The organism is Nonomuraea marmarensis (genome assembly GCF_043197025.1).
Lineage (GTDB): Bacteria > Actinomycetota > Actinomycetes > Streptosporangiales > Streptosporangiaceae > Nonomuraea > Nonomuraea marmarensis.
In genome coordinates, this window is record NZ_JBICRM010000009.1 from 13,025 (window position 1) to 31,653 (window position 18,629).

Genomic DNA, 18,629 nt, shown 5'->3' on the forward strand with positions numbered 1-18,629 from the left:
ATAATCAAGCTATGCCGATCGCGCGGTTAGCTGTCGTAGTGGTCATGGCCATGGGCCTGGGGTTCGGTGCTCCCCAGTTCCTGGACAATTCAGCGTTGTCCATATCGCTCGAATCGTTTCCGCGCGTGCCCGTCAAGGTCACCATCCTGAATCCGGGCAAGGCCGTGACGGCCCGCATCAAGGTCGCGGGACCCGCCGCGAGCGCGGTGAGCGTCCTGGGCGGCGAAACCGTGCAGCTTCCGGCGGGCGGGAATGTGACCGTCACCCTGGTGCCCGGGCCCCGGCTGCGGGAGACGAGCGGGCAACTGGTTCTCTATGCCGAGACCGGAGTGGCGCGACGGGACCTGCGCGTGGCGCCGCGGCACCTGCTCCTGCGCCTGTGGCCTTTTCTCGCTGGAGGGCTGATCCTGCTGGTGCTGCTCGCCTGGGTGCTGTGGCGCCGGCGCAGGCCGCGCGGGGAGGGAAGCCCACCGGTCGCGGCGGAGGAACGGGGACGGGCCGGATTCACTCACAGCGACGAGCCTGCGGGCGCTGACAGCCTGGGGCGGGCGGAGTACGCGGAGGCGCTGGCGCTGCTGGCCAACTCGGCCACCCCGCCGATGGTCATCGGTGTCTTCGGCGAGTGGGGGATCGGCAAGACCTCCCTGCTGAAGCAGGTCAGACAGGTGATAGACGGGCAGTACGGCGACTGCGCACACGTCTGGTTCGATCCGTGGCGGCACCAGTACGACGACAACCCGGTGCTCCCACTGCTCCACACCATCGTCGCAGATCTCGGGCTGGCCACGAAACAGCAGGTGGCGCGTACCCTGCGGACCATCTCCGAGGTACTCGGCTCACTGGTGCTCTCCTCGACGGTCCGGGTGAACCTGGCTGACGTGCGAAGCAGCCTCAACGACTATGACGAGCGACATTTCCGGATTCGTACGGAACGTGTGCGGCTGGACGAGCATCTCACCGAGCTGATCGCGCAGGCTCTGGCGGCAACGGGCAAGAAGCGGCTCGTGGTGTTCATCGACGACCTCGACCGATGTGCCGGCGATCAGGTGACCGGACTGCTGGAAGCGCTCAAGCTGCACTTCAACCGCGACAACTGCGTCTTCTTCCTGGCTGTCGCCAAGGAGCCGCTGTTCGCGGCGGTTCGAGAGAAGTACAAGGATCTGCAGGTCGACAACTATCTGGACAAGATCGTCCAGTTCCCGTTCGAGATGCCGAGGGTGTCGGCCGCCGCCTTCGACGACTATCTGAAGAGCCTGCTGCAGGAGGAGATCGAGCCCACGCTCGACCTGCTGAGTATCGCGCTGCCGCGCAACCCTCGTGCGATCAAACGCTTTCTCAACGTCCTGATATTGCAGGACAGAATCGCCAAGGCAAGGAACCTGGCTTCCTACGACGTCTCCACCCTGGCCGCGATCTTGCTGATCAGGGAAGGAGACGGTGAGTTCTACGCCCAACTGGCCCAAGACCCCACCCTGTTGCAGCGGATCGAGGAGGACCTCGGCACCGCCGAGGAGGGGCAGCAACTCGGCTGGAACCCGCTACCCCTGCAGCTCGTCTCCAGGTTCCGAGACTCCCGGCGGACCGTGCCCGCGGACGTGAGCGTGTACATCGACCTGGTGAGATCCACTCCCATCTCGGAGCACACCGAGGAGGAGTCCAGCGTGGTGATCGCGGTGGAGCCGCCGCTGGTCGCCGCTGCCAGAGGTGAGCTGGAGGAAGGTCTCGCGGTGCTCGCCGAGCGGGTGGATCGGCAGGTCAGACAGCTGCTCCCGGACGCCTTGCTGGCGCAGGACCTCGAAGTGGACGGCCGGCCGATCACGTTGGATGACCTGGTTGCCCGCTGGGACCGGGGCTTGGTCCTGGTCGGAGCACCTGGTACGGGCAAGACCGTGCTCGCGGCCCGTATCGCTCTGCGCCTGCTGGAGCAGGTGGAGGACGGCGATCCTGTTCCGGTCTTCGTGAGCCTGGGGTCGCTGGATCTCAGCCGTCCCGGGTTCGAGCTGTGGATGACTCATGCGCTGGTTCAGCACTACCGCACGCCGATCGCCGAAGCCGTTGCCATGGTCAATCGCCAGCGACTGGTTTACCTGCTCGACGGCTTGGACGAGGTGCCCGACGCACTGAACCGCGACAAGATCGCTCAGGAGATGGTGCGCTGGCACGAGCTGACGGGAGCCAGGATCGCCGTGACCGATCGGAGCCTTTCCCCGCGCGATCCGCTGGCCGTCCATCCCGCCTTCTTCGATGCGCAGGTGAAGGGGGTCACGGAGGAGGAAGCGGCGCGCCTCCTGGGCGCGTCGAGCGGGCTGCGGGTGGACGCCGCGGAGCTCGCGGGCTCGCCTGCGCTGCTGGCCAACCTGGCGGACTCGTCTTCGTGGCTGCGCGAGGCGTCGGAGGAGGGTGGCGACCTCGTTGAGCTCTATGCGGAACGCGCACTGGCGAACCTCGACGACGGGCCTGCACTGCGGGCGATCCTGCGCGACATCGCGCGGCATCTGATCTCTCGCGGGCAGATGGGCTTCGACAACGAGAGCCGGGAGATCCGAGCCATCTTCCGGCAGGGCAACAAGGTCGGCCAGCAGGTACGGCAGGCGCTGGAGGACCTGACCCGGGTCGGGCTGCTCCGCCAGTTCGCCCCGGACCAGTACCACTTTGTGCACCATCATCTGCTCAGGTACTTCGCCGGCGACCATTGATTCCGTTCTCCCGATCATGGGTGGCGCCGAGACTCGATCATGAGCGACCATTCCTCCTGAACGCCCCGTGCCCTTGCGCCGAGGGTGGAAATCGTTAACTATTAGTAAGGTTTCCTATTAGTTAAGGAAGTGGGCAGGTGCGTGGAAGGCATGTCTTAGCGGCCCTGGCTCTCCTTCTGATCGCCGCCTGCGGCCCGAAGGCCCCGGAAGTTCCGGTCAACGCCGAAGACGTGATGTTCGTGCAGATGATGGTGCAGCATCACCGCCAGGGCATCGAGATCGCCAAGCTGGGCACCGCCCGCGCCACCACGCCGCAGCTCAAGACGCTGACCGCGGCCATCGAGAGCACGCAGCAGGATGAGGTCGAGATGATGTTGCGCTGGTTGCACTCCTGGGACCAGCCGCTCACCCCCGCCACCGGCGCGCACGACCACCACGGCGGCATGCCGGAGTCCGACGTCAAGCGGATCCAGGCGCTGAAGAAGTCGAAGAACCTCGAGCACGACCTGCTCAACCTGCTCATCGCGCACCAGGGCGACGCCGTTCGGATGGCCGGGGACGAGGTTTCGGGTGGGGCCGATCCGGCCGTTCAGGAGTGGGCGGCTCAGGTGCAGGCCTCGCGTAAGGGTCAGATCGGCATGATGACGGATCTGCTCAACCGGTGACCCGCTGGGCGAAGTCGCGTAAGGCCTGCTCGTAACGGGTCTTGTCGACGTTCCACGAGCCCACGTGGCCGCCGCCCCTTGTCCGTACGAGTGTCACGAGGTCGGGCCTGAGCTGCGCGAAGCGGAGCGAGGGGCCGATCGGCACGCTGGCGTGACCCACACCATCACACGCCTCATGACGCGAAAAATACTCTTCTCATAGACACCCATGGGATCAAGTGATTAGATCACTTGATATGTCCGAGGTAACGCGGCCCACGCTTTCCGACGCTCTGACCGAGCGCATGCTGGAGCTCATCCGTACGGGAGGGCACCGGCCAGGCGACAGGCTGCCCTCGACCAGGGAGCTCTCCCAGCGCTTCGCCGTCACCACCCCGACGCTGCGCGAGGCGCTACGCAGGCTCGAGGCCACCGGGGCCATCGAGCTGCGGCACGGCTCGGGCATTTACGTCGGGGCCGACATCGAGCGGCTCGTCCTGCCCAACCCGAACATGCGCGAGATGCACGCCGCCCAGCTCCTGGAGCTGCTCGGCGCGCGGATCGTGATCGAGCCGCCGCTGGCCGCGATGGCCGCGCAGCACGCCGGCCGCGAGGAACTGGCGGCGCTCAAGCAGGTGCTCGACGAGGCGGGCCGGCATCTGCGCGGCGAGGACGCCGAACTGCACGACGCGAACATGTCCTTCCACCGGGCGACCGCGCGGCTGGCGGGCAACAGCGTGCTGCACGAGGTCGTCGACTCGCTGCTCACCGTCCACGGACCCGAGCAGCGGGAGATCCTGCAGATCTTCGACGATCGTCGCCGCGACTACGACGAGCACCTGGCGATCCTGGAGGCCATCGAAGCACGTGACGCGGCCCAGGCCGAGTCGCGGATGCGGGCCCACCTGGTCGACGTGAAGACGGTAATAGAGCACAGGTTGCAATCCCCCCGATAAGAACCAAGGAGGCCGGCCCATGTTCCGGTCACGTGTGGTCACGCTCGGCGTGGCGGCGCTCGTCCTGACCGCCTGCGGTGGCAACGGCGCCGATGCGCCGCAGCAGAAGAAGACCGAGCTGACGCTGTACAACGACAAGGGCGCGTGGTCGAAGTATTTCGACGAGATGGGTGCCCTGTCCAAGCAGAGCATCGGCCTGGGCATGAAGCCGACGGGCTATACGGACTCGGCGCAGTATCAAGCGTTCATCAAGGCGTCGTTCCGCACGAACGTCAAGCCTGACCTGTTCACCTGGCAGACCGGGGGGATGCTGGCGGAGATCGTCAAGCAGAAGCAGGTGGCCGACACCACGGCCATCTGGCAGGAGGCGATCAAGGCGGGCGACCTGTCGCAGGACCTCGCGCCTTACTACACGATCGGCGGCAAGCAGTACTGCGTGCCGATGAACGTCGCCTACTGGGGCATGTTCTACAACAAGAAGATCTTCGACAAGTACGGCCTGAAGCCCCCGGAGACGTGGGACGACCTGGTCAAAACCGCCGACACCCTGAAGAAGAACGGCGTCAAGGCCTTCTACCACACCAGCGTGTTGTTCTCCTTCGTCTGGTTCGAGCAGCTCATGGCCGGTACGGACCCCGACCTGTACGACCGCCTGGCCACCGGCAAGGCCAAGTACACCGACCCGGGTGTGGTCCAGGTGATGGAGAAGTGGAAGCAGCTCATCGACGCCGGATATTTCATCAACCCAGGTGACAAGACGGACCCGGCCGACGTGCTGAAGAACGGCAAGGCGGCGATGGTCTCCTTCGGCAGCTGGTTCAACACCAGCATGACCTCGCGGGACATGAAGGCGGGCACCGACTACGGCTTCTTCACCATCCCCAACGTCAACGCCTCGCTCCCCAAGACCTCGATGATCTTCGAGAGCGGGCCGCTGTGCTCCCTCACCAAGGCCGCCGACCCCGACGCCAGCATGAAGTACCTCAAGTGGTGGACCACCTCGCAGGCCCAGGAGAAGTGGGCCACGAGCAGGGGCGACGTGAGCGCCAACCCCAAGGTCACGATCCAGGACGAGGCGCTCGGCACGGTCACCAAGGACGCGGGTGGCGGCAAGTACCGCCTGGTCAACCGCTACTTCGAGGCCACGCCGCCGCCGATCCTGACGGCCGCGCTGGACGGTTTCAGCAAGTTCGTCACCGAGCCCGGCACGTACAAGGAGGTCCTGGAGACCATCCAGCAGGCCGCCGACGAGTACTGGAGCACGCATCAGTGACCGCGGGTTTCAACGACAGAGCCGTCCCACGGAGTGAGGTATGAGCACGCGCGTGCCCATGCTCGGCCGGTTCCGGCACGGATACGTGGCGCCCGCGGCCCTGCTGGTCGCGGGGCTGCTCTACGCGCCGTTCCTGTGGACGGCCTACCTGAGCCTCACCCGCTACGACGGCCTGGAGCCGCCGGCGTTCATCGGCTTGACGAACTTCGCCAAGCTGTTCGATGACCCCGCGCTGCTCACTTCCACTCGCAACACGCTGATCTGGGTGGCCGGCACGATGGTGTTGCCGGTCGGGCTGGGCCTGCTGGTCGCGGTGCTCTCCTACGACATCAGGGGCGGCGCGTGGTTCCGGGTGCCGTTCATGTTGCCGTACGCGCTGAGCGGCGCCGGCCTGGCCATGGTGTGGAGCCCGATCCTGTCGCACGACGGGATCGCGAACCTGCTGCTCGGCGTGGACACCGCGTTCCTGCAGCAGGCGCCGGCCAACACCCTCGCCATGTTGCTGGTCTGGACATGGCAGCAGCTCGGCGTGAACACGTTGTTGTTCGTGGTGGGGCTGCAGTCCATCCCGAAGGAGCCGATCGAGGCGGCGCGGCTCGACGGGGCCTCGGGGTGGCGGCTGTTCAGGCACGTCATCTGGCCGCTGATGAGGCCGCTGACGGCGGTCGTGGTGGGGCTGGCGCTGGTGGCCGGGCTGAAGACGTTCGACATCGTGTGGGTGCTGACGCAGGGCGGGCCGGGGCGCAACTCGGAGACGCTGGCGGTGACGATGTACAAGGACACGTTCGTGGCCAGCGACTACGGCTACGGCTCGGCGGTGGCGGTGCTGCTGACCGTGGTCACGGGGCTGGCGTCCTACCTCTATCTCCGCAGGCAGGTGACCGCGACATGATCAGGCGTGCCGTGCTCGTGGTGCTCGGGCTGGTCTGGCTCGGGCCCACCTACCTGCTGCTGGTGAACGCCTCGCGCCCGGCGAGCTCGTACGATCCGGGCCGCGCGTGGGTGCCCTCCGGCGACTTCGCGCTGTTTGAGAACTTCGGGCGCGCCCTCGACAGCGCCGACCTGACGCGGAGCCTGGCCAGCACCGCGCTCTACAGCATCGTGTCGCCCCTGCTCGGAGTGCTCATCGGGGCCCTGGCGGGGTACACGATCGTGGTGTTGCGGTTGCGCCACGGCTTCTGGTGGTTCCTGCTGATCTTCGGGGGCACGATCTTCCCCTCGCAGATGTTGCTCGTGCCGCTCTTCGTCGGCTACAGCGACGCCGGCCTGTACGACAGCCGGGCCGGTATGATCCTCATCTACACCGCGATCAACGTGCCGCTGGCCGCGTTCGTGTTGCGCAACTTCTACACCGGCGTGGCCTTCTCGATCTTCGAGGCGGCCCGCATGGACGGCGCCTCCACCTGGCGCATCTTCTGGCGCATCTACCTGCCGATCTCGCTCAGCGCGCTGACCGCCGTGTTCATCCTGGAGTTCACCTTCATCTGGAACGACCTCATCTTCGGCCTGACCCTGACCCAAACCGAGGACGTCCGGCCGGTGATGACCGCCATCGCCGGCCTCATGACCGACGTGTACGCCGGCACCCCGGTGCCCGTCGGCCTGGCGGCGGGGCTCGTGGTCTCGCTGCCGACCGTCGTGTTGTTCCTCGCCACCCAGCGCCTCTTCGCCAGGGGCCTGTCACTAGGGAGTGTTTGATGACGAGCCGGTTGCTCCAGCGGAGCCTGGGCAGTCCCGACTACCACGGGATCAGGCAGGCGCTGCGCGACGACACCTCGACACCGGTGATCAGCGCGCGCGGGCTGGAGGTACGGGTCGCGGTGTTGCCGCTGTTCACCCACGACGGCCGGCAGGCGGTCAGGGTGTCCAGCACGGAGCCTTTGACGCACGTGCTGGTCGGCGTGGACAGCGCGTCGGGCACCGACGTGACGTTGCTGGTGCCCGAGGTGGCCGCGCCGCGCGTGCTGACGCTGGAGTGCCGCGACGATGCGGGGGTGGTCGGCTCCGCGCAGGTCACGGTGACGCCGCAGCGCAAGTGGAGCGTGTTCGTGGTGCACCACTCCCACCTGGACATCGGCTACACCGACCCGCAGGGCACGGTTTTGCGTCACCACCTGGACTACCTCGACGCGGCGGTGCGGCTGGCGGAGGAGACCGCGTCCTGGCCGGACGACGCCAGGTTCAGGTGGACGGTCGAGTCGTCGATGCCGGCCCTGAAGTGGCTGGACGCCCGGCCCGCCGACATGGTGGCGTCCTTTGCGCAAAAAGCCCGCGAAGGCGTGATCGAGGTGACCGCGCTGCCGTTCCAGCTGCACACCGAGGCGTGCTCGACCGAGGAACTCCACCGGCAGCTGCGCTTCACCGCCCAGCTCAAGGACCGGTACGGCTTCGCCACCAGGTCCGCCATGCACACCGACGTGCCGGGTGCGGTCGTCGGCCTGGTGGACGCGCTCAACGCGGCGGGGGTTCGCTACCTGGCGGCGGCGCACAACTGGGCCGGGCGCTCGGTGCCCTACCTGCATGGCGGCGACAAGCTGACCAGGCCGTTCCGGTGGCGGGCGCCGAGCGGGAACGAGGTCATCGTGTGGTTCACCGACACGCCGCACGGGATGGCGTACATGGAGGGCAACACGGTCGGGCTGACCGACTCCTACGAGCTGGCCGACGACCTGCTGCCGCGTTACCTGTCGGCGCTGGCCACGCGGGGGTACCCGTACGGGCCGGGGACGTTCGGGTGGCAGGGGCCCGACGCGCCGCGGGAGCCGTACGAGCTGGATGTGTTGCACCTGCGGGTGCAGGGCGCGCACGCCGACAACGCCGGGCCGTCGATCGTGCCCGCGTCGATCGCGCGGCGGTGGAACGAGCAGTGGGCTTACCCGCGGCTGCGCTCGGCCGTGAACAGCGACTTCTTCCAGCACGTCGAGGAGCGTTACCACGACCGGCTGGCCGTGCACGAGGGCGACTGGACCGACTGGTGGGCCGACGGGCTCGGCTCGGGCGCGCGCCCGCTCGGCTACGTACGCAGGGCGCAGTCGGCGCTGCGGGTCGCCGAGACGCTGCACACGCTGGCCGGAGTGGACGCCACCGAGCAGATCGACGCGGCGTACGACAAGGTCGCGCTGTTCAACGAGCACACCTGGGGCGCGGCCAACCCGTGGGAGGACGCCGAGGAGGCGGGCGACTCCGGCGGCCTGCAGTGGACGCGCAAGTCGTCCGGCGCCTACTCCGCGCAGGACGACGCGTCCGACCTGCTGCACGCCGCGACGCGCAGGTTCGCCGCCGCGTTGTCCGAGTCGGGCACCGAAGGCGGCCCGCTGGCCTCCTTCGCCGTCTTCAACCCCGGGACCTGGGCGCGGACCGACCTCGTACGCGCGTTCCTGCCCAGGGACGTCGTCGGCGTGGACGTGCCAATCGCGCTGGTGGACGCAAGGACCGGGGAGACGATCCCGCACCACGAGGAGTTCGTGGACCCGGACGACTGGCCGACGCGGCCGATCGGGCGGCACGTGCACGCGGTCGTGGAGGACATTTCCGGATACAGCTATGCGCGCATCGACGTCGTCCCCGGCCAGAGCCCGGCCCCCGAGCCGGTCGAGCTCGACCTGGGCGGCGTGATCGAGAACGAGTTCTACCGCGTGGCCTACGACGTGCGCGAGGGCTACATCAGCTCGATCTTCGACAAGAAGGCGGGCCGTGAGCTGGTCAACGGCGACGCCGCGGCCGGCTTCGGCCAGTACGTCTACGACCAGTACGCCACCGCCCCACATTTCAACCATTTGTCGGGACATGTCGGGGCGCATGACCGCACCCTCCTCGGCGACCGGGCCATCGGCAGGAACGCCACGATCGTCAGGGCCCAGCGCACGGCCGTCGGCGAGAAGCTGGTCGTCGAGCTGCAGGGCAAGGGCGTGGACTGGTTGCGCACCACGATCGAGCTGCACGACGGCGTGCCCCGGCTGGACCTGACCTACCAGCTGGCCAAGCAGGGCACTCCGGCCAAGGAGGCGGTCTTCCTGGCCTTCCCGTTCGCCACGGGCCCGGCCACCGCCTGGGAGCTGACCGGCGGCGTCGGCGGCCCGGACGTGCCGCGGGTGCCGGGCTCGGCCGAGTACATGTTGCCGATCAGGCACTGGATCGCCTTCGAGGACCCCGAGCTGACCATCGCCTGGGCCACCCTGGAGGCGCCGCTGGTGCAGCTCGGCACCATCCACATGCCGTACGCGCCGTTCCCGCCGACGCTGGAGCAGGAGGACGGCACGGTCTATTCGTGGGCGCTGAACAACATCTGGGACACCAACTTCCCGGCGCAGCAGCAGGGCGAGACCACGTTCCGCTACGCGGTCACGAGTCTGACTGTCGCCGAGTCCGCGACGGCGGAGGCTGGGGCCCGAGGCAGGCGGCTGGGTGCGGCGGCCGCCTCCGGGCTGACCGAGCCGTTCGTCGGCGCGCTGATCACCGACAGCCCCGAGGTCGCCGAGACGTACGTGTCCGTCGACCACCCCGACGTGCTGGTCACGTCGCTCGGGCGGGCGGGAGACAAGCGCGTGGTACGGCTGCAGTCGCTGGCCGCCGAGCCGGTCGAGGCAACGGTCCGGCTGCCGGGGCTGCGCTCGGCGCGGGAACTCGACGTGGTGGATGAGACGGTCAAGGTACGGTTGCCCGCGTGCGGGGTGGCCGTCGTTTGGGGGACGTGCGCGTGAAGATCGTTGACATCAGGGCCACGACGGTCGCCGTCCCCTTGGAAGCGCCGCTGCGGCACAGCAACGGCGCCCACTGGGGCCGGTTCGTCCGCACGATCGTCGAGGTCGAGGCCGACAACGGGCTGGTCGGCCTGGGGGAGATGGGTGGCGGGGGCGAGAGCGCGGAAGCGGCGTTCCGGGCGCTGGTGCCGTACCTGAAGGATCATGATCCGTTCCAGCTGGAGGCGCTGCGGTTCAAGATCGCCAATCCGACGGCCTCACTCTACAACAACCGGACGCAGCTGCTGGCGGCCATCGAGTTCGCCTGCATCGACCTCATCGGTCAACACCTGGGCGTGCCCGCCAGCGACCTGCTGGGCGGGCGGATGCGCGAGGCCGTGCCGTTCGCCTCGTACCTGTTCTTCCGTTACGCGGCCGAGGGGTACGGCGAGATCCGCACGCCCGAGCAGCTCGTCGAGCACACCGCGCAGCTCAAGGCGGCACATGGGTTCACCGTGCACAAGCTCAAGGGCGGGGTGTTCCCGCCGGACTACGAGCTGGAGTGCTACCGGGCGCTGGCCGAGGCGTTCCCCAGCGACCGGCTCAGGTACGACCCGAACGCCGTGTTGTCGGTGGCCGAGGGGCTGCGCTTCGGCCGGGCCATCGAGGGGCTGAACAACGACTACCTGGAGGACCCCGTCTGGGGGCTCGAAGGGCTCAGGATCGTCAGGGAGCAGGTGAAGGTGCCGCTGGCCACGAACACCGTCGTGGTCAACTTCGAACAGCTTGCCTCGAACGTGCTGCGCAGGGGCGCCGACGTGGTGTTGCTGGACACGACGTTCTGGGGCGGCATCAGGCCGTGCGTGAAGGCGGCGGGGGTGTGCGAGACGTTCCAGCTCGGCGTGGCCGTGCACTCCTCGGGTGAGCTGGGCATCCAGCTCGCGACCATGCTGCACCTGGGCGCGGTGCTGCCGAACCTCACCTACGCCGCCGACGCCCACTACCACCAGCTCCGCGACGACGTGATCGAGGGCGGCAAGATGGCGTACTCGGAGGGCGCCATCGCCGTGCCGCAAGGTCCCGGGCTGGGCGTGCGCCTGGACCCCGAGCGAGTCGCCCGCTATGCCGAGCTTTATCGGGAAATGGGCGGATATCCCTACGATCGCGACCCCGGGCGGCCCGGCTGGTACGCCACCGTCCCGAACGAGCGCTTCGCCGACCCGACCGTCTCCCTGGACATAGCACCATAATTAGGCGATATGTCTGAAGAATCAAAGCCTGCCCCGCCCGCCGACAACCTCGTCACCACCTCACATACGCTGCCGTCGGGCCAGTCCTACACCGCCACCACGGGCACCATGGTGCTGCGCGAGGAGGTGTTCACCGACGGGAAGTTCGACGGCCTGCGCCCGAAGGCCGAGATGTTCATCACCTCGTACACGCTCGACGGGGCCGAGCCGCTGAGCCGGCCGGTCACGTTCGCGTTCAACGGGGGTCCCGGCTCGTCGAGCGTGTGGCTGCACCTGGGCGTGCTGGGGCCGCGCCGGGTGGTGATGGGGGACGCGGGCGCGCTCCTGCCTCCCCCGTACGGTCTTGTGGACAACGAGGAGAGCCTGCTGGCCGTGAGCGACCTGGTCTTCATCGACCCGGTCTCGACCGGTTTCTCGCGGGCGGCCGAGGGGGAGAAGGCCGAGCCGTACCACGGCTTCACCGGCGACATCGAGTCGGTCGGGGAGATGATCCGGTTGTGGACCACCAGGAACGGGCGGTGGATGTCGCCGAAGTTCCTGGCCGGGGAGTCGTACGGGACGGTCAGGGCGGCCGGGCTGGCCGACCACCTGCAGTCGCGGTACGGCATGTACCTCAACGGCGTGCTGCTGATCTCCTCGGTGCTCGACTACATCACCGGGGACTTCAACGAGGGCAACGACCTGTCCTACGCCCTCTATTTGCCGACTTATGCCGCTATAGCGCACTATCACGGGCTGCATGGCGACCGGCCGCTGGCCGACGTGCTGCGCGAGGCCGAGGCGTTCGCCGAGCGCGACTACCCGTGGGCCCTGGCCCGCGGGAACCGCCTCACCCCCGAGGAGCGCTCGGCCGCGGTCGCCAGGATCGCCGCGCTGGCGGGGCTGAGCGAGGACTACGTCGACCGTGTGGACCTGCGGATCGAGCACATCAGGTTCTTCACCGAGGTGCTGCGCTCGCGCCGCCAGGTCGTCGGCCGCCTGGACGGCCGGTTCATCGGCTGGGACCCCGACTCGGGGCGCGAGCACTTCACCGCCGACCCCAGCATGAACGCGATCATGGGGCCCTACAGCGCCGCGCTCAACCACTACCTGCGCACGGAACTGGACTACGCCAACGACCTGCCGTACGAGGTGCTGACCTCGCGCGTGCAGCCGTGGTCGTACAAGGAGTTCGAGGGCGCGCACGTCACCGTGGTCGACAAGCTGGGCGCGGCCATGCGGGCCAACCCGCACCTGCGCGTGCACGTGGCCTGCGGCTACCACGACGGCGCGACGCCGTACTACGCCGCCGAGCACGCGCTCGCGCACCTGCCCGTGCCCGCCGAGCTGGCGGCCAACGTCGAGTTCAGGTACTACGAGGCCGGACACATGATGTACGTGCACGAGCCCACCAGGTTGCGCCAGTCAGCGGACCTGGCGGCCTTCGTGCTCGGCCAGCAGGCGTGAGGCCCGGGCCAGGCGGTAGCGCAGGTTGTCGCGGAGCGCGGCGAAGCGGTCGGCGTTGTCGCGGATGACGGCCCGCTGCAACTCGGCGTCGGCCGCGAACCAGGTCGCCACCAGGCCCGACGACCACTTGCACAGCGTGTCGGCGGTCGCCGTCTGCTTCTCCTCCTCGCTCACGGCGGGCTTGTCCAGGCCCCAGCGGCTGTCGGCGATGGCCGCCTCGGGCGACGGGTAGGAGAGGCCCGCCTGCTTCATGCACGCCTGCCACCGCGTGACCGCCCCGGTCACGGACGGGTGCTTGGCGGCCTGCTCCAGCGTGAGCGAGTCCTGCAGGGCCAGCCACGCCCAGTCCGCCTTGCGCGCGCCCTTGTCCAGGGTGAGCGTCGCCCGGTCGAGGCAACCCCTGTCGGCGGCGGTGCCGTACAGGCGGTGGCGGGTGGGCTTGGGCAGCTTGCCTGCCCAGGCGCCCGTGGTGTCGGGCGAGGGCGGGCGGGCCAGGTGGTAGCCCTGTTGCCGGGCGGCCCCGGTGTCCGCGACGCCGTAGCGGCGCGTGTTGCCGGGATCGATCGCGGCGAGGGCGTCGGGGTCCTCCGCGGGTGGGGCGATGGTGATGCCCCGCTTCCGCATGCACCGTACGACGAGGCGGTTGTGGGCGTTGCCCAGGACGGCCCGCTGGTCGGGAGTGGTCTTGTAGGCGTCGAACGGCAGCACCAGCTCCGACACCGAGGTGACGCCCTTCGCGGGCGCCCGCGGCGCTGGCTCGTCGCTCGCGCAGGCCGCGGCGGACATCAGCAGGAGCGTGCCCGCGAGGAGTCCGCGGCAGCCGGTTTCCGGCGGCCAAGCCCGGAAACCGGCACTCCCGTTATCGCTCAGCGGCACCAGATGTCGATCGCGCTGGTGCGGTTGTTACCGATGGCGTTGTTCGCCAGGAAACCATCGTTCGAGTTGTTCGTGAACGTGCTGTGGGCGCCCGTGTAACCGGCGTGCTGCCAGAGGGTGGTGCTGCAGCCGATGCGATTCCTGACCGAGCTGGTCTCGTTGTCCATACTGTGCCAGCTGTTGCTGAAGTCCCAGTTCAGCCAGTTGTTGTCGGCCAGGTTCGGGTCGTCCTTGATGAAGTCGCGCCAGTGGTCGACCTGGCCGCGGTTGTAGTCGAAGCCTGCGTACAGGCAGACACGACCGCCGTAGCAGGTCGAGCGGGGGCTGGCCACCGCGGTGGCAGCGGGGGCGACCACGGTGAACAGCGCGGCCGCGGCGACGAAGCCGGCGGCCTTTCTGGATAGCCTCACAGGTCTCTCCTCGATGGGTGAGTCGTTTCGACCTTGTAACTTAGCGTGCCGAATCGCATACGAGTCGTTAGGACTCGCCGATCCCATAAGGGCTCCACGCCCGGAGAGGGTCGCGTGCCCCGGCCCGCCGAACCCACTGCTATCAGGGAGGTGACCAGGGAGTTCGTCGCGTTGACGCAACGCTTGCCAGCTCTGGTGAGCGGGCAGGGGAACCTGTGGGCTATTCGGGAAGCGCCGCCGGGTTTCGCGCCAGCAGGCCGCCGTCCACGCGGTGCTCGGCTCCGGTGATGAACGACGAGCGCGGCCCCGCCAGGAACGCCACCAGCTCGGCCACCTCCTCAGGCCGCCCGACCCGGCCCAGCGGATGGGCGCGTCCCCACTGCGCCACCTGCTCCTCCTGCGACAACTCGCCCCGCCAAAGGTCCGCCGCCCAGCGCAGCATGGGGGTGTCCACGGAGCCGGGGCAGACGACGTTCACCCTGATCCCGTCCGCGGCGTGGTCGAGCGCCATGGCCCTGGTCAGGCCGTTGAGCGCGGCCTTGCTCGCGGTGTAGGCGGCCACCTGCGCCTGCGAGGAGAACGCCTGCACGGACGACATGATCACGATCGAGCCGCCGCCGCGGGCCCTGAGCTGCGGGACGGCCGCCTTGCACGTCAGGTAGACGCCCTTGAGGTTGATGTCGAGCACCTCGTCCCAGACCTCCTCAGGCGTGTCCTCGACCGTGCCGTACCGCTGCACGCCCGCGCACGTCACCACGATGTCCAGCCCGCCGTACCTGGTCACGGCCAGGTCCACCAGGTCGCGCAGCTCGCCGGCCCGGCGGACGTCGGCGATCCGGCCGGTGACGCGCTCGCCGTCGAACTCCGCCTCCTTGCCGACGCCGCAGAACACCACGGACGCCCCGCCGTCGGCCAGCCGGTCCACCACCGCCCGCCCGATGCCCATCGAACCGCCCGTGACCAGCGCCACCTTCCCGCTGAACTCACTCACACGCCCTCCTTCGTCGGGCGCGTGAGTGAGACACTGCTGCGTCTACTTGTTCGCTCGCTACGCTCGCTCACTCCACAACCTCCGCGCGCAACCTCAACACCTTCGTCTCGTGGGGGTCCAGGATGAGGGCCGTGCCGTTGGCCACGGCGGCGGCCAGGCCGTCGGTCGGCATGCTGGAGAACGGCTCGAGCCCCACCGTGTAGACCCGTCCCCACCAGGGGTAGCCGGTGGACGCGCCGAGTTCCTGCCACATCCACAGGTACGGCAGCAGCGTCGCATCCCACTCCACCCGCATACCGATATCCCCCGAAATTTCGTACCAACCCTCGTTAAAGCCGGTCAGATAGACGATGTCGCTCGGCGACCCCGGCTCCTGGACCACGCTCAGATCCGTCTCGCCGCCTTGAGCCGCGGGCACTCTCGGCCATTCCCACGGCCCGCCGGCCTCGACCCTGCGCCCGTCCGGATTGATCGCGCTCGCGTGCGGGATCACGGTCACGCCCTCTGGCAGCCTGATCCTGGCCCCGGGGCGCAGGAACGGCCTGCCGTACACGATGTGCTGCCCCCACATGGCAGGCAGCCGCAGGCCGGACTCGTTCGTGGCGCGCCCTTCGATCTCCAGCGCCGCCGTACCCGACCTGACCCTGAAGACCTTCTCCATCCGGTACGGCAACCGCCGCGTACGCACGCTGAGCCGTACCGCGACCTCCTCTTCGGAGTCGGCCACGACCTCGCACGCCCACGGCAACCCGGCGACCTCCCCGTGCTGGGCCAGCCGCGCGCCGCGGTACTCGCTCGGCGCGCCGCCGCTGGGGAAGATCTCCTGCCAGCCGCCCTCGTAGTGGTCGACGAACTGGGCGACGTCGTCGGCCGCGCCCTGGAGGTGGTCGTGCGGGTCGCGCAGGCCCTGCGGGGAGAGCCAGACAAAATCCGTGTCGGTGGGTTTGTAGAGAAATTCCACCACGTCGCCGCCTTTGCCGGGCACGACGGTCACGCGCAGCCGCTCGTTCTCCAGGACGACCGCCCGCAGCCCGTCGATCGTGACGTGCCGCAGCCGGGCCGCCCAGTTGCGCCTCACCCGAACGTCACATCCAGGAATCTCGGCCGGTAGATGGACACGTCACGGTAGTGGTCGGTGTTCACGAAGCTGTTGACGTTGTACGAGACGACGAGGCCGTTGCCCGATATTTCGGGATGTGCGTGGGCGTTGTAGGTGAAGATGTTCCCGCCGGTCTCGGGGGTCGTGTAGACGTGCTGCTTGCCGGTGAACGGCCCGAACGGCGAGCACGACGAGTAGGCCACGATGTTCGGGCTCAATGCCTCGGACGTGTCATGCGTGATCAGGACATAGCCGGATCCGGCCCGGCTCACGCTGTACTCGTTCGCCACCCCGCTCATCACCCGCGCCGAGTCGGCCTCGTTCCGCGACCAGGTCCCGTCGGCCTTGCGGAACTCCCACCGGCCCAGCAGGCTCTGCCCCTTGACCCGGGCGACGTGCATGTACTTCGGCGACCCGAGATCCTCGACCCCGTACACGTAGGTGTATCCGCCGTCCTTGAGGATGCCCGAGGCCCAGGAGACGCCCTGCCCCGACGGCAGGTCGTGCACGCTGATCGGCTGGTCGAGCCGCCCGGGCGCGAACCTGGCCACCACGTTCCGGTGCCAGCGCCAGTCCCACGGGCCCGTGCCGTACCGCTCGTACTCCTGGTAGGTGACCTCGACGATTCCCCCGGCCAGCGTCGCGTCACCGGCCCAGAACCAGTGGCTGTCGTCGCGCGGCGGCATCACGGCGGTCGGCTGCTCGGCGGTGCCGTCGTGGATCGTGGACAACCTGCCGTCGCGCTCGACGGCGAAGGAGTTGTTCAGGAAGACCGTCGTCCCGCCCTCCTCGACCACCGGGGGCCGCGAGCCGTCGGGGTTCACCTGGCCGAGGAAGGTGTCGGAGAACACCCACAACTCCTGCCCGCTCGGCAGTTTGACCGAGTACGTGCCGTCCGCCCCGGTCCAGTCGTCCACCCGGCTGTTGTCGTTGCCGTAGTTGCCGAACAGGCTGGTCAGCCGCGCGTCGACGGCGGCGCTCCGGACCGTCGGGGCGCACGCGGAGGCGGGCGTGACCTGCTGCTCCTGCGGTGCGGCTGAAGGGACCGGTTTGGGCGGCGCGGCCCAGGCCTGCTGCGGTACGGCCGTCAAGCCGAGTAAGGCGATGGCCAGAGATGTGAGGGCGGAGCGAAATCGCGTCATCACTGTGTCCTATGGGGGAGGGGATTCCCTACAGTTCTAGTCATTAGATCACTTACTGTCTAGGTCCTCCACTCAATCCCTCACACCCGGCCCACCCCTGGCCGTGATATCTCGGGGCTACTAAGGTGATGACTCGCTGAAAGATCGCAAGTGGAATGGGTGTGAATATGTCTGTACATGAGCCGGTTACCCGGAGAGGCCTGATCAAGCTCGGCGCCGGTGTCGCCGCGACCGCCTTGGCCGCCAAGCCCGCAGCCGCCGCCACCGCCGCGAACCGGTTCGACCTGGCCGCCCCCGCCACCCAGCTGATCTGGAAGAAGGCCCTGTACGACGAGACGGTGCTGCAGTCGTTCGCCTTCGACAACGTCAACGGGCACATCTACACGGTCCAGGTCAAGAACGGCGCGGCGTCGCCGGCGGCGGGCCACCTGTGCCTGACCAAGCTCAGTCTGACCGGTACGGTGCTCGGCCACATGTACCTCATGGGCTTCGGCCACGGCGTACAGATCGGCGTCGAGCCGTCGGGGACCTCCGCCTACCTGTGGACGGAGACCGACGCGGTGAACGACGGCGAGAACGCCTGGGGCAGAAGGCTGGCCAGGTTCAAGTTCGTCAACGGCCAGACGCTGACGGCCTCGTCCGCGGCCCTCACCAAGTACACCCTCATCGCGGGCGCGACCAGCACCACCTGCGCGATCGACCCCTCGACGAACCGGCTGATCATGCGCTACTGGGTCGAGGGCAAGCCGCGCTACGCGGCGTACTCGCTGGCGGCGGTCAAGTCGGGCACGGCCAAGAAGCTGTACGACGTCGCCCAGCCGTCGGGCCTGGGCGTCTTCCAGGGCTACACCGCCTACGGCGACTTCCTCTACCTGCTGGACGGCACCGCGTACAGCGGCTCCAACCCCGCGCCGGGCAACACCTTCATCACCAGCGTCGACCTGCGCACGGGGGATACGGTGCAGCGCGCGCGCAGCCAGGCCGGCAAGTCCCTGGACTACCGCGAGCCGGAGGGCATGGCCATCCAGGTCGTCTCGGGCCGCCCCCGCCTGTGCCTCGGCCTCGCCTCGGGCGCCGCGGGCGCGCGCAAGGCCAGCATCTTCTACAAGGACGCGCTCGTCTGAGCCGTCATCCCGCGAACAGGCGCCGCTGGACACCGACGACCGA

16 protein-coding genes are annotated in these 18,629 nt (G+C 68.5%); 10 read left to right on the top strand and 6 right to left on the bottom strand.

All coding sequences use genetic code 11. The annotated features are described in order from the left end of the window. Positions 1-11 precede the first annotated feature (11 nt). Positions 12-2,696: a P-loop NTPase fold protein gene (locus ACFLIM_RS16680; protein WP_393166225.1), complete on the top strand. Its 2,685-nt coding sequence runs from the start codon at positions 12-14 to the stop codon at positions 2,694-2,696. 137 nt (positions 2,697-2,833) lie between these two features. Continuing rightward, positions 2,834-3,361 (top strand): DUF305 domain-containing protein, encoded by a 528-nt coding sequence (locus tag ACFLIM_RS16685; RefSeq protein ID WP_393166227.1) that lies wholly within the window; start codon positions 2,834-2,836, stop codon positions 3,359-3,361. Here the strand turns inward: ACFLIM_RS16685 and ACFLIM_RS16690 are convergent. Then, complete coding sequence (locus tag ACFLIM_RS16690) at positions 3,351-3,521, bottom strand: hypothetical protein (protein WP_393166229.1); 171 nt, start codon at positions 3,519-3,521, stop codon at positions 3,351-3,353. The genes ACFLIM_RS16685 and ACFLIM_RS16690 overlap by 11 nt on opposite strands. Positions 3,522-3,597: 76 nt before the next feature. On the opposite strand from ACFLIM_RS16690, the gene ACFLIM_RS16695 reads away from it, so the two are divergent. The 7 genes from ACFLIM_RS16695 to ACFLIM_RS16725 are packed head-to-tail and all read left to right on the top strand — an operon-like array spanning position 3,598 to position 12,944. After that, positions 3,598-4,296, top strand: coding sequence for a FadR/GntR family transcriptional regulator (locus tag ACFLIM_RS16695; protein WP_393166231.1), 699 nt, complete (start codon positions 3,598-3,600; stop codon positions 4,294-4,296). A gap of 19 nt (positions 4,297-4,315) precedes the next feature. Continuing rightward, complete coding sequence (locus ACFLIM_RS16700) at positions 4,316-5,569, top strand: ABC transporter substrate-binding protein (protein WP_393166233.1); 1,254 nt, start codon at positions 4,316-4,318, stop codon at positions 5,567-5,569. Between the two features lie 40 nt (positions 5,570-5,609). Continuing rightward, positions 5,610-6,461: a carbohydrate ABC transporter permease gene (locus ACFLIM_RS16705; RefSeq protein WP_393166235.1), complete on the top strand. Its 852-nt coding sequence runs from the start codon at positions 5,610-5,612 to the stop codon at positions 6,459-6,461. Next, positions 6,458-7,267, top strand: a complete 810-nt coding sequence (locus tag ACFLIM_RS16710; protein ID WP_393166237.1) for a carbohydrate ABC transporter permease — start codon at positions 6,458-6,460, stop codon at positions 7,265-7,267. Before ACFLIM_RS16705 ends, ACFLIM_RS16710 begins: the two co-directional genes overlap by 4 nt. After that, positions 7,267-10,269, top strand: coding sequence for a glycoside hydrolase family 38 N-terminal domain-containing protein (locus tag ACFLIM_RS16715; protein WP_393166239.1), 3,003 nt, complete (start codon positions 7,267-7,269; stop codon positions 10,267-10,269). The genes ACFLIM_RS16710 and ACFLIM_RS16715 overlap by 1 nt, the downstream gene beginning before the upstream one ends. Continuing rightward, on the top strand, positions 10,266-11,498 hold the full coding sequence (locus ACFLIM_RS16720) for an enolase C-terminal domain-like protein (RefSeq protein WP_393166241.1): 1,233 nt from the start codon (positions 10,266-10,268) through the stop codon (positions 11,496-11,498). Before ACFLIM_RS16715 ends, ACFLIM_RS16720 begins: the two co-directional genes overlap by 4 nt. Before the next feature lie 9 nt (positions 11,499-11,507). Then, complete coding sequence (locus ACFLIM_RS16725; RefSeq protein ID WP_393166243.1) at positions 11,508-12,944, top strand: S10 family peptidase; 1,437 nt, start codon at positions 11,508-11,510, stop codon at positions 12,942-12,944. Here ACFLIM_RS16725 and ACFLIM_RS16730 read toward each other — a convergent pair. The 5 genes from ACFLIM_RS16730 to ACFLIM_RS16750 all read right to left on the bottom strand — a co-directional run bounded on the left by ACFLIM_RS16730 (position 12,903) and on the right by ACFLIM_RS16750 (position 17,462). Further along, entirely contained in the window at positions 12,903-13,730 is an 828-nt protein-coding gene (locus ACFLIM_RS16730) for a hypothetical protein (RefSeq protein ID WP_393166245.1), read from the bottom strand. The two genes, ACFLIM_RS16725 and ACFLIM_RS16730, sit on opposite strands and share 42 nt — an antisense overlap. Before the next feature lie 80 nt (positions 13,731-13,810). Further along, the gene (locus ACFLIM_RS16735) at positions 13,811-14,230 is read right to left on the bottom strand and encodes a peptidase inhibitor family I36 protein (protein WP_393166247.1); all 420 of its coding nucleotides are present in this window, start codon (positions 14,228-14,230) and stop codon (positions 13,811-13,813) included. Between the two features lie 220 nt (positions 14,231-14,450). Continuing rightward, on the bottom strand, positions 14,451-15,221 hold the full coding sequence (locus ACFLIM_RS16740; protein ID WP_393166249.1) for an SDR family NAD(P)-dependent oxidoreductase: 771 nt from the start codon (positions 15,219-15,221) through the stop codon (positions 14,451-14,453). A 67-nt stretch (positions 15,222-15,288) separates the two neighbouring features. Further along, entirely contained in the window at positions 15,289-16,299 is a 1,011-nt protein-coding gene (locus ACFLIM_RS16745) for a DUF4432 family protein (RefSeq protein ID WP_393166251.1), read from the bottom strand. Next, positions 16,296-17,462, bottom strand: a complete 1,167-nt coding sequence (locus tag ACFLIM_RS16750) for a DUF4185 domain-containing protein (protein WP_393166253.1) — start codon at positions 17,460-17,462, stop codon at positions 16,296-16,298. The genes ACFLIM_RS16745 and ACFLIM_RS16750 overlap by 4 nt, the downstream gene beginning before the upstream one ends. Positions 17,463-17,629: 167 nt before the next feature. Between ACFLIM_RS16750 and ACFLIM_RS16755 the strand changes: the two genes are divergently transcribed. Next, a complete protein-coding gene (locus ACFLIM_RS16755; RefSeq protein WP_393166256.1) occupies positions 17,630-18,586 on the top strand; it encodes a phage baseplate protein in 957 nt (318 codons plus the stop codon). Positions 18,587-18,629: the final 43 nt, after the last annotated feature.